At 47.5% G+C, this 11,712-nt stretch carries 11 protein-coding genes and 1 riboswitch; of the genes, 9 read left to right on the top strand and 2 right to left on the bottom strand.

Translation table 11 applies throughout. The annotated features are described in order from the left end of the window. The 8 genes from Q1Q15_RS12990 to Q1Q15_RS12955 all read left to right on the top strand — a co-directional run bounded on the left by Q1Q15_RS12990 (position 1) and on the right by Q1Q15_RS12955 (position 7,508). Entirely contained in the window at positions 1 to 942 is a 942-nt protein-coding gene (locus Q1Q15_RS12990; RefSeq protein WP_300460530.1) for a patatin-like phospholipase family protein, read from the top strand. Positions 943 to 1,095: 153 nt separating this feature from the next. Then, the gene (locus tag Q1Q15_RS12985) at positions 1,096 to 1,992 is read left to right on the top strand and encodes a universal stress protein (protein WP_300460528.1); all 897 of its coding nucleotides are present in this window, start codon (positions 1,096 to 1,098) and stop codon (positions 1,990 to 1,992) included. A gap of 65 nt (positions 1,993 to 2,057) precedes the next feature. Beyond that, positions 2,058 to 3,425: an electron transport complex subunit RsxC gene (rsxC, locus tag Q1Q15_RS12980; protein ID WP_300460525.1), complete on the top strand. Its 1,368-nt coding sequence runs from the start codon at positions 2,058 to 2,060 to the stop codon at positions 3,423 to 3,425. Between the two features lie 16 nt (positions 3,426 to 3,441). After that, positions 3,442 to 4,434, top strand: a complete 993-nt coding sequence (locus Q1Q15_RS12975; RefSeq protein ID WP_300460522.1) for an RnfABCDGE type electron transport complex subunit D — start codon at positions 3,442 to 3,444, stop codon at positions 4,432 to 4,434. 1 nt (position 4,435) lies between these two features. After that, positions 4,436 to 5,113, top strand: coding sequence for an FMN-binding protein (locus Q1Q15_RS12970; RefSeq protein ID WP_300460520.1), 678 nt, complete (start codon positions 4,436 to 4,438; stop codon positions 5,111 to 5,113). Then, entirely contained in the window at positions 5,113 to 5,736 is a 624-nt protein-coding gene (gene rsxE / locus Q1Q15_RS12965; protein ID WP_300460517.1) for an electron transport complex subunit RsxE, read from the top strand. Before Q1Q15_RS12970 ends, rsxE begins: the two co-directional genes overlap by 1 nt. Before the next feature lie 78 nt (positions 5,737 to 5,814). Then, a complete protein-coding gene (locus Q1Q15_RS12960; RefSeq protein WP_300460515.1) occupies positions 5,815 to 6,627 on the top strand; it encodes an Rnf-Nqr domain containing protein in 813 nt (270 codons plus the stop codon). After that, positions 6,624 to 7,508, top strand: coding sequence for an RnfABCDGE type electron transport complex subunit B (locus Q1Q15_RS12955; RefSeq protein ID WP_300460512.1), 885 nt, complete (start codon positions 6,624 to 6,626; stop codon positions 7,506 to 7,508). Before Q1Q15_RS12960 ends, Q1Q15_RS12955 begins: the two co-directional genes overlap by 4 nt. A gap of 80 nt (positions 7,509 to 7,588) precedes the next feature. Here Q1Q15_RS12955 and Q1Q15_RS12950 read toward each other — a convergent pair whose 3' ends face one another. Beyond that, on the bottom strand, positions 7,589 to 7,771 hold the full coding sequence (locus Q1Q15_RS12950; protein ID WP_300460509.1) for a hypothetical protein: 183 nt from the start codon (positions 7,769 to 7,771) through the stop codon (positions 7,589 to 7,591). Between the two features lie 108 nt (positions 7,772 to 7,879). Then, a riboswitch (cobalamin riboswitch) is annotated at positions 7,880 to 8,167 on the top strand. A gap of 124 nt (positions 8,168 to 8,291) precedes the next feature. Here Q1Q15_RS12950 and Q1Q15_RS12945 point away from each other — a divergent pair. Then, complete coding sequence (locus tag Q1Q15_RS12945; RefSeq protein WP_300460507.1) at positions 8,292 to 10,250, top strand: TonB-dependent receptor; 1,959 nt, start codon at positions 8,292 to 8,294, stop codon at positions 10,248 to 10,250. 74 nt (positions 10,251 to 10,324) lie between these two features. Here the strand turns inward: Q1Q15_RS12945 and Q1Q15_RS12940 are convergent, their stop codons facing one another. After that, entirely contained in the window at positions 10,325 to 11,704 is a 1,380-nt protein-coding gene (locus Q1Q15_RS12940) for a sigma-54 dependent transcriptional regulator (RefSeq protein ID WP_300460505.1), read from the bottom strand. Between the last annotated feature and the right edge of the window lie 8 nt (positions 11,705 to 11,712).

The raw sequence follows: 11,712 nt of genomic DNA, 5'->3' as shown, positions 1-11,712 counted from the left end.
ATGACCCCCTATAAAGTCGGACTGGTTCTGGGAAGCGGATCTTCCCGGGGATGGGCCCATATCGGGGCCATTGAGGCCCTGCAGGATGCAGACGTCCCCATCCATGTTGTGACCGGGTGCAGCGTTGGTGCTTTTGTTGGTGCCATCTTTGCCAGTGGCGGTCTGGAGCAGTTGAAAAAATATGTCATTGACATGGACGGGGAAAGCATGTTCTCTTTCTCAGACTTGACCTTTATACGATCAGGGCTCCTGGATGGTGATAAAAAACTCAGGGAACTGTTCTGCATGCACAGCGACAAAAAAACGTTTGACGAACTGGAAATTCCGTTAAAAGTGGTTGCTGCGGACATGCATTCCGGCGACCAGGTGGTGTTAGATTCTGGAGACCTGCTCAAGGCGCTCCGGGCATCCCTGTCTTTCCCGGGTCTGTTTTCACCGGTATCCTACAAAAACCGATGGTTGATAGATGGCGCAGTGGTTGACCCGGTTCCCGTAGGTGTGGCCCGGGCAATGGGTGCAGACATCGTGATCGCCGTTAATCTGGATTCTGCACTGATCTCGCGCAAGCGGCATCAGAAAGCCGAGGCTATTCCTGAGATACCCCCACCGCCGGTCCGGAACGAATTTTTAACAAACCTGGCCGCCCGTTATGATGCTGTGGAAAAAAAAATTCGGAACCGTCTGGAACGTCAAAAAAAAAAGAAACCCAAGCCGCCCGGCACCCGGCAGGTGATCAACGCGGCCATTCAACTCATGCAGGAGCGCATCACCCGGGTCAATTTCGCTGTCAATCCACCGGATATTCTCATCACCCCCCGTCTGGGCGACCTCAAAATGCTGGATTATGACCAGGTTGAGCATGCCATTGAAGAAGGATACATTGCCACCCGGAGCAAAATCAACGATATCAAGATGCTTATGGGATGTACCGTAAAAAACTAGTGATGAATGAAAAATAATGTCCTTGAAAACTAGTTTGAAAAATGATATTGCCGTTTTGGATGATTTAAAGAAAGGGATCAAGATGGTGATTTTTTTTAAAACGGTTAAAAAAATCCCTTCATGCCTAAAACGAAAACAGGATAGTATTGGTTCATGACAGAGCAAAAAGAAATCAAGATTCTACTTGCCTATGATGGTTCAGATCTGGCCTTGGATGCAGTGCAATATATCAGAGATGCATTTCCCCGTGACAGGACTCAGGTTGTTATTTTTTATGTGGAAACTAAAATACCCCGGTCCTTCTGGCATATGGAAAAGGAAATGGACTTCCGGTTTCAAACACCTGAAATCAGGGCCAGCATTGCGACAAGAAAAAAAACGGTCAATCTTGCCATGGAAAAGGCAAAACAGCTATTGCTGGATTCGGGATTTCCATTAAGCTCAATTCATCCCATGATTCATATAAAGAATCAGGGAATCGTCCGGGATATTGTCGAAGAATCGCATAAGGGATATGATGCACTGGTGATAGGACGGAAGGGACACAGCTGGATAAAAGACCTTCTCGTGGATAGTCTGCCCATTAAACTATTGGGAAAAATTAAAAATATTCCCCTGGTTGTTGTCGGGAAAAACCCCTCCCATAAAAAAATAATTATTGCCTATGATGGGACCAGAGAGGTGATGAAAGCCATCATATCAATAAGTTCCCTGATCAACACAAAAGGGTGTAAATTGTTGTTATGCCATTCACAACCACGTCAGGGTCTGTTCAACAAATCCCCCAAAAAATCGCCCTCGGAAATGTTTGATTTGCCGCTGGACTATTTTTTGGAAGCCGGTTTTTCCAAAGATCAAATTTCCTCTGAAATTATCGAGGATGAAAAAGATCCAACAGATTGTATTCTAAACAAAGCCAAATATGGTCATTACAACACCATCGTCATTGGAAGACGGGGTCTTACGGCCATGAAACAAATGATTTTAAACAGGGTTGGCAACAAAATTTTCAGAAATGCAGACAATCATGTTGTCTGGATCGTTCAGTAATTTTCCCCATCGTTTGAATCCATTTAAAAATTAATAGAACTATTTAGAAAGGTAAATATGGGGTTATGAGTTTGTTCAGGTTTAAAGGGTTTCCAGGGACCGGCAGTTTTCGCCACGGGATCCATCCTCCAGATAATAAAGCCTTGTCATATGAATCAAAAGTTGAAGTGATGGACACACCTGAAACCGTCACATTACCTTTGCTTCAGAATTTGGGTGTGCCATGCAAACCCATTGTAAAGTCGGGGCAGACCGTCAGGTATGGTGAACTTATCGGGGTTGGCGAAGCCTTTGTTTCTGCGGCCCTTCATTCGCCTATTGCAGGAAAAGTGAAAAAGATGAAGGTGGTTACCCTACCAAACGGCAAGCGTCTGACGGCCATCTCTATTCACGCAGAAGGTGAGCAGATCCCCCCGGAAAAATTATGGGAAGAAATGACCTCAAAGGACTGGCCCAGGGACTGCATTTCCATTTATGATCCGTTAACCATTGTTAAAATCATTCACGATTCCGGCATCGTCGGGTTAGGGGGGGCAGCATTTCCCACCCATGTAAAGGTCACCCCCAATGACACACGGATGATCGACACGCTCATGATCAACGGCTGTGAATGTGAACCCTATCTCACCTGCGATTACCGACTGATGAAGGAGGCATCCCGGTCCATTGTTACCGGTGCTCTTTTAACGGGACGGGCCGTGTCGGCTAAGGAAATTGTTATCTGTGTGGAGGACAATAAACCCGAGGCCATTACAAAACTGCGGGAAGCCACAGAACAGACGGTCATAAAAATTGCCGTATTAAAGACCAAATATCCCCAGGGAAGTGAAAAACAGCTTGTACAAGCTGTTCTGGGTCTTGAAATTCCTTTGGGAGGCCTGCCGTCGGATGTGGGTGTGGCCATGAGTAATGTTGGCACAGTGGCCGCAGTGGCACGGGGAGTCATCAAGGAGTCTCCGTTGACCCACAGGGTGATCAGCATATCCGGTAAAGGGATAAAAACCCCTAAAAATCTGTTCGTGCCCATTGGTATTTCCATGGGTGAGGTGATCAATTTTTGCGGCGGCATAACACAGGATGCTGCCAGAATTATTGCCGGCGGTCCCATGATGGGATTTTCCTTTTCAGATCTTACCGCACCCGTCACCAAGGGGACCTCGGGTATCACTGTGCTGACCCATGATGAAATCTCCAATGAACAAGAAACATCCTGCGTCCGGTGTGGGCGTTGTGTTGATGCCTGCCCCATGAATCTTGTGCCCACACGGCTGGCTTTGGCAGCCCGATATAATAATCCCTCCATTGCCAGCCAATACCATATTAACGCCTGTTTTGAATGTGGGTGCTGCACATATGTTTGTCCTGCGAAAATCAATCTGGTTCAGCTGATTCGAACGGGAAAAAGACTGGTGGCCGCCTGGGAAAACCGCTAATACAAGGAATCAATGCGTGTCAGATACAATGAAAAATTCAGATCCAAAGGATCCAACCGAGACGGCCGGTCTTCATGTGGCGCCATCTCCCCATATAAAAAATACCGGCACCGACACACAACGCATGATGATCGATGTCATGATAGCACTGTTACCCATTGTGCTGATGTCTGTCTACCTGTTTAGACTCTATGCCGTAAAACAGCTGTTCATCTGTGTTATTGCCTGTCTTGCTTCAGAATTTCTGTTTGTATGGATGCGGGGCAAGGCCATCACCCTTAGCGATTGTTCTGCTGCGGTAACCGGTATTATTCTTGCCCTTTCACTGCCGGGGTCAGCCCCCTGGTTCGTTGGTGTTCTTGCCTCAATTGTGGGCATCGGCATCGGAAAAATTATCTTTGGTGGCCTTGGCATGAATATTTTTAATCCTGCCATGGTGGGAAGGGCCTTTGTCATGATCGCCTTTGCCCAGTTAATGGGCGCCGGCTCCTATGAAAACATGACCGGTCTTGTGGATGCTGTTTCAGGGGCAACGCCGCTAAGCGCGTTAAAATTCAACGGTCTGACCATGGATATTGCACCGCTTTTCTGGGGAAAAACCAATGGATCGCTGGGAGAAACAAGTACAGCGGCCTGCCTTTTGGGCGGGCTATTTCTTGTTATCCGGAAAACAGCCTCCTGGCAAATCCCCCTGAGCATCCTGTTAACGGTGTCCGTCATTGCCGGCATCACAGACATTACAGGGTCCTATTCAGGCGTATTCCTCGTTCACCATCTGTTTGGCGGCGCCCTTATGTTTGGGGCATTTTTCATCGCAACTGATCCGGTCACATCACCGCTTACAGCAAAAGGAAAATGGTATTTCGGCCTTGGTACCGGTATTTTAATAATGGTCATCAGGCTTTTCAGCGGTTATCCTGAAGGGGTAATGTTTGCTGTTCTCATGATGAATGCCGTTACCCCGCTGATTAATCGCTGGACCAGTCCTCAACCCATGGGAGAAGCCTGATATGTCAAGACTTAGAAACAGCAATTTGTTCCAGGCCTGGCTGGTGCTGGTGCTTGCCACTGTTTTCGGCACTGCCCTTGCCGGCATTCAGTCAAAGCTGGGACCCATAATTGAAAACAATAAAATCAAGGAAACCATGGAAAGAATTCCTTCCCTTGTCCTGGGGGAAGATCAGGCAGAGAAAACAATGCGTCAGAAAGATTTCCTTGCGATTGAACCCCGGGTGATTGAAATCAAAAAAAATGGCCGTACAAAATTTTATACCGTTTATGATGCGCTTTTTAAAGACGGTTCCATGGCAGGGCATGTGGCCAAGGCTTCGGGCCAGGGCTATGCAGATAATATTGAGGTGCTGCTGGGTCTGGATGCCGGTGCAGAGACCATCACCGGCCTCTTTATTCTGGACCAGAAAGAGACACCGGGGCTTGGAAACAGGATATTGGAAAAACCATGGCGGGATCAGTTTTTGAATAAATCTTCAAACAAACGCCTTGTGGTTGTAAAAGGAAAGGCAGGAAAGGCATATGAGATTGATGCCATTTCCGGGGCAACGATCTCGTCCAGGGCCGTTACCGGCATTGTAAACAAAACCATTGCTGATGTAAAAGCCCAGCTTATCGCATCCCGGAAGAGCGGGACCCCAAAAAGTAAAAATGGTAACATCAAGGAGACCAAGTGATGGCGGATCAACCCACAGCCTTTGAAAGATTTGTCCAGGGCATTTTGCCTGAAAACCCGGTATATCGTCAACTTCTAGGCCTTTGTCCAACCCTGGCTGTCACCAACGGAATGAAACCTGCGATAACCATGGCCTGTTCAGTTGCCTTTGTGCTCTTGTGTGCCAATATCGTCATCAGCCTGATCCGGAATCTTTTAAAACCACATCTGCGAATTGTTGTGTTTACCCTTACCATTGCGACCTTTGTTACCATAGCTGACCGCTTTCTTGCTGCTTATCTGTTTCAGATGAGCAAAACCCTGGGACCCTATATCCCTTTAATTATTGTTAACTGCCTTATTATCTGCCGCTGCGAGGTATGCGCCTCCAAACAGTCGGTGGGTACGGCAGCATCCGATGCTATCGGTCAGGCCATCGGCTTTGGTCTTGCCCTTTCAAGTATTGCTGCGGTCAGGGAAATCCTGGGCACGGGCATGTTTTTCGGCATGCGGGTTCTGCCGTCGGCATGGCCGGACTGGGTCATCATGGTATTGCCGCCCGGTGCATTCATTACATTGGGGTTATTGCTTGGTTTTGTCAACTGGATCGGTATCATTAAATCGCGGAGGTCTGTCAATGATTAAACGGCTTTCTCAGACGTCAATGACTGAATTTTGGAAACAGATCATCTCAAGATGCTCAAACAGGTATAGGTGGTTTTTATGATGTATTTTCTGGACATAATGCTGATCGCTCTGACAGCAGCTCTTATTAACAATTTCGTACTCTACTATTTTGTAGGCATCTGTCCGTTTGTGGGGGTGTCAAGAAAAGTGGAGATGGCATTTGGCATGGGATGTGCCGTCACCTTTGTCATCAGTATTGCCGCTTTGATCAGCTGGAGCATCACCACAATGGTGCTCATACCCGGAGCCCCCCTGTCTTCCTTTATTGCCGGATTTTTTCTCCCGAAAGAAGCAGCGGAAGCCATTGATCTTACCGTACTCAGCTATATTGTTTATATTTTTTCCATTGCGTCTTCCGTACAATTTGTGGAAATGTATGTCAGAAAATTTTTCCCGTTACTCTATCGGTCCTTTGGTGTTTTTCTTCCCCTTATCACCACCAATTGTGCCATCCTGTTTGCCTGCCTCACCATCATGAGCCATGTGGTGGGGGTTGAAAACCCTGAAGATGCATGGGACCTAGGAAGAGCCATTGCCCTGGCGTTTTTCGGCGGTGTGGGATTCACCATTGCCATTGTGATCATGTCGGGTATCCGGGAAGAACTGGAACTCTGTGATATTCCGGAACCGTTCCAGGGTGCTGCAATAACCCTTGTTATCGGCGGTATCCTTGCCATAGCCTTCATGGGATTTACCGGGGTGGATTCCGGTATACGGGAGGCTGTCATGCCCACTCCGGCAGAGCAGGCCTTAACCATGATTCCCCTTCAACCGGATCTTTCTGGACAATTTGATGTTTCCGTCCTTGTGGATTCCCAAACCCTTACCTGCCAAGTGAGGGTGCCATGATCGTCATTACCCTTTCCATAGCAGCCGGCACCATGCTGCTAATGGCCGTTATTTTCTCGTATATCCTGGGCTGGGCAAATAAAACATTCAAGGTTGAGGTTGATCCGAAAATCGAGTCCGTAATAGAGGCCCTCCCGGGTGCAAATTGCGGCGGCTGTGGCTATCTCGGGTGCAGTGACTATGCCGTTGCCATTGTTACAGACGATGTCCCGGTCAACAAATGTACAGTGGGTGGGGAATCCTGTGCCATCAGTATCGCTAACATTATGGGGGTTGAGGTCGGTAAAACCATTCCGGTTCGGGCCATTGTCCATTGCGGTGCCCACAGCGGCGACCGCCTTCAATTAACCGAATACCGCGGAGAAAAGCGCTGTGCTGCTGCCCATCAGGTGGCAGGGGTCCAGGGCTGTACCTTTGGGTGCCTTGGTTTTGGCGACTGTGTCAGAGCCTGTAACTATGATGCCATCCATATTGTGGAGGGTCTTGCAACGGTCAATTATGAAAAATGTGTGGGGTGTGGCGCCTGTTCAAAGGTCTGCCCTAGAGACATTATCAGCATCACAGGATTCCAGGAGGACCTGATCCCCACGGTGGCCTGTTCCAATAAAGATAAGGCAAAGGATGCAAAAGCCGTCTGCAGTGCCGCCTGTGTGGGGTGTAAGGCGTGTTCTAAAATTTCAGACATTTTCAGAATCACGGACAACCTATCCGTATGTGATTATGACCATTATTCTAATACGTATGCAGAAGAGGCCATAAAAGCAATAGAGAAATGCCCCACACACTGCATCCAATTCATCGGTAAACGCGTTGAACAAAAAATGGATGTCCGGGGGACCATCAGTGACCTTGAATCAGAAGACCTGGACCGATACATGTGATGCCCTGACATAGCCGATCAAGACAAGATCCTGCCGTATCATGATATCTATAAGCCCTGCCACCGCCGGCAGGGCTTTTTTTATTTTTCTACAGTCAATTCATTGAGCTTTCCCAGCAGGATATCATATTCATCTTCAAGGTCAAGAAGTTCCATCATGATTGGGGGTTTGGTGGAATGGGCCGGAAGACGTGCCCTGGTTTCCCGGATAAGCGTTTCAAGCACATCCATTTTCTTCTTTATGTCCTCAATTTTATCCTGCATTTTCGTCATCAACTCCATTTTTTGGGGTGGGGAAAATTTAAAGCCACCCATTTTATACATTAGCGCTTTCGATCCCTGTTGACAAGAGCTGCAAATGATGATTAGGTGTATTCGAAATAGTGTTCAGGTGCTCATAAGAGCTAGGGTGGCCAATAGAATTTATCCGTCACCCGGAATAGGGAATCCCGTGAAAATCGGGAACGGGCCCGCCGCTGTAGTCCCCCTCCTGCCAGACGGCAGGAGAACCCTTCAGCCAAGAATGTCACTGCCCTTGAATGTAATAAACTCCTGTCCTTAAAAATGCCATTGGACCGGGCACATTACATTGATTCAGGGTGGGAAGGCTGCTGAAAGGGAGGGAGAGTCAGAAGACCTGCCTGAACTGAGTGCCGTATTTCTCGTGGACAGAGAAACTACGTTGATCTATCGGATAGTTTGGGAAATCCCGGGTCGTATATATGCGGTTCGGGTTTTTTTATGCCTGACTGCAAAAAAATATTATTTTTAAGGAAGGCAGCACATGAAACAATTTTTCCTGTGGTTCTTGGGAGTCTTATTCCTGACCACAACCCCGGCAATGGCAGCAGAAACGGATCCTCTCATCGTAGATGACATGGTGGTAACCGGCAGCAGGCTGGAACAGAAAACCGAAAAAATTCCCGCCCAGATCACCGTCATCACGGCAGAAGATATCCAGGAAAGCGGTGCCCAGTCCGTACCCGATGCCCTGCGCAATCTCGGCGGGGTGATTGTGACCGATTTAAACGGAAACGGGTTCAATCAAAAAGTGGACATGGGCGGTTTCGGAGAAACCTCTGACCGCCATGTCGCCATTGTTGTGAACGGTCGTAAAATCAACACCATCGATATTTCCGGCGTTAATTTTCTCTCCATTCCCATTGAAAATGTGGAAAAAATAGAGGTCCTTCACGGTGGCAACTCTGTCCTTTATGGCGGGGATGCCATGGGGGGGGTGATCAACATCATCACCAAAGATGCCCAGGACGGCATTCACGGTTCTGCTGAAGTGGGCTTCGGGTCCTATGATACGGTCAAGGGAACCGCAGGGTTAACGTTTGGCTTGGACCGGTTTGACGGTAATCTTGGCATCGTTCAATATGATACAGACGGTTACCGGGATCGATCAAAGGCCGACCGGACCAGTATTTACGGCAAACTGACCTTCCATGCCACAGATACCCTGGCCGTCTCCCTGGAGGCCAACACCACATCGGCAGACTACCAGTACCCGGGCGGTCTTACCGCCGCTCAAATCGCACAGGATAGAAAACAGGCGGGTAACTTGGCAGATGAAGGTGAAAGCCAGGATGACTATTATGTGCTGGCCATTGAAACGGACTGGGGTGCTTATGGAACGCTTGATCTTAACCTGAGTTATCGAGACAACAGCCGGGATGATGACATGCCTTCCTGGTTTAGCTATTATCATTATGACTATGACACCATCGGGGTTAACCCCCAATATGTGTTGAACTCGTCCCTTGCAGAAAAAGAAAACCGTCTGACCATTGGTATGGAATTCTATGATACGGATTATACTGCCCGATCAGGGCCGTCAAAAGCCCTGGTCAACACAAACAATTATGATCATGATCAGAAAACCATGGGGTTTTATGTCCAAGATGAAATCAACCTCATGCCGGACCTGGTGCTGAACCTGGGGGCCCGGTATGAACAGTTTGATACCACCCTGGATTCCAACCTGGGCAATGACAGCGATCTTGATGAAACCGAATGGGCCTGGAACCTGGGGATGGCCTATATCTTTATGCCGGGATCAAAACTGTATGCCAGGGCCTATCAGGCCTTCAGGTTTCCCAGGGTGGACGAATTCATGGTCCTCTGGAGCGGCGCCGTAAATACGGGACTCAAGCACGAAACCGCCCGGGGATACGAGATGGGCACACGGTTTATTGGTATGGATGACCGGCTCGCAGCAAATGCCAGGGTTTTTACCTTTGATGTGGATGATGAAATCGCCTGGAATGGGATTTTATGGCAAAATGAAAACCTGGATGAAACCCGTCACCAGGGGGCAGAACTCAACTTAAAATTCCAGGCCACCCATCTGCTTAACCTGTTCGGCAACCTGGGATACACAGATGCCCAATTCACCGCAGGCACCAATGACGGCAAACAAATTCCCCTGGTACCTGAATTCAAAGCAAGTGCGGGATTTGAACTCAAGTTTGACTGCGGTTTTTCTTACCGGTTCCAGTACAACTACCTGGGATCCCGCTATGCCGGCAACGACAACAGCAATACCCTTGACAAGCTTGACAGTGCCGGTACAGTGGATATGTATGCCGGTTACACCTATAAAACCGTTGAGCTGTTTGCCACAGCCACCAATATGTTGAACGAAGAATACTATGACGGGTATACGGCTCCAGGCTGGGAAAGTTTTTATCCCATGCCCGAAGCCGTATACTTTGCCGGGATTCGCATTCGATTTTAAATCACATGTCAAAGAGACCTGAAGCGTCCGGGATGGTGGTATCAAAACAAGTGGCCATTATCCCGGCTCTTCACCTATTTATTAGAGATTTTTTTCCATCGATATCGGAAGGTGTGGTGATTCATCTGTAACAATCTTGCGGCTTTGCTTTCATTGCCTTTTGAGAGTGACAGGGCTTGTTCCATGAATTTTTTTTCTGTATTTTCAAGTAATTGGGAAAGATTAATCCCTTCAGGACCGAGATCCGAATATGGGGAAATATTGGCAGCATTTCGATCCTTAAATGACGTGGATACGCCTTTCAGCTTATCCAACTCCAGCAGGTCTGTTTTTGAAATAAGCACTGCCCGTTCAATCATATTTTTTAATTCCCTGGCATTGCCGGTGAATTCATAGGACATGAGATGATCTGCGGCTGCTTCAGAAAATCCCTTGATGGTTTTTGAAAATTTTTGATTAAACTCATGTAGAAAATGTTTGGCCAGGGGAAGGATATCCTCTTTTCTCTCATTCAAGGATGGGATTTCAGCCTTGATCACACACAACCTGAAATAAAGATCTTTTCTGAATTTTTCTGCATTGACAAGCGCTTCGATTTTTTTGTTGGTTGCCGACACAACCCGGGTTTGAACCGTATATTTTTTGGTTCCACCGATCTTGTAGAATTCACCGTTCTCTAAAAACCGCAACAGTTTTGCCTGACCCGCCAGACTCAAATCCGCCACCTCGTCCAGGAAAAGCGTGCCCCCATCCGACGCTTCTATAAACCCCTTTTTTCCCTGCTTGCTGGCCCCGGAAAACGCCCCGGATTCATAACCGAACAGCTCTGATTCAATCAGGTCTTCGGGGAATGCAGAACAGTTTACCGCAATGAACGGTCCCTTGAAAACGGGGCTTCGGGCATGGATTGCCTTTGCAATGAGTTCTTTTCCCGTGCCCGTCTCTCCCAGGATCATAATCGGGGTATCCGCGCTTTTTGATACCATATGAATAAAGTCCATTACATTTTCAATGTTTTTGCTTTCTCCGATAAAACAGGGGTGATTCTCCTGAAGATACTTTTCCTGAAGGATTTTAACTTCTTTGATCAATGCGATGGAGGCAACCGCTTTTTTAATGGTAAGTTCAAGGATATCAGGGTTAAGGGGTTTTAAAACAAAATCAAATGCCCCGATTTTCATGGACTGGATGACCATATTGATATCTTCATAGGCTGTAATCATAATGACAGGAAGGTCACTATGTTTTTGTTTCACGATTTCAAGGGCCTCAATGCCGGTCATCAGGGGAAGCCCAATATCCATTAAAACCAAATCCGGCACGGTTCGTTCAATGGCAGCTAAAAAGGATTCTGCCGTTTCAAAAAGATAAAGATCATATTGATCGGAAAGGGTTATATCAAGCGCATCCCGGATAAGCGCTTCATCATCAACAATGGCAATGGAATATTTCATCAAATCCC

Origin of the sequence: Desulfobacula sp., from assembly GCF_030145145.1 — a bacterium.
In the GTDB taxonomy this organism is placed as follows: Bacteria; Desulfobacterota; Desulfobacteria; order Desulfobacterales; family Desulfobacteraceae; genus Desulfobacula.
The sequence above is the reverse complement of the archived record's forward strand: the minus strand, read 5'-3'. Positions and strand labels throughout refer to the sequence as shown.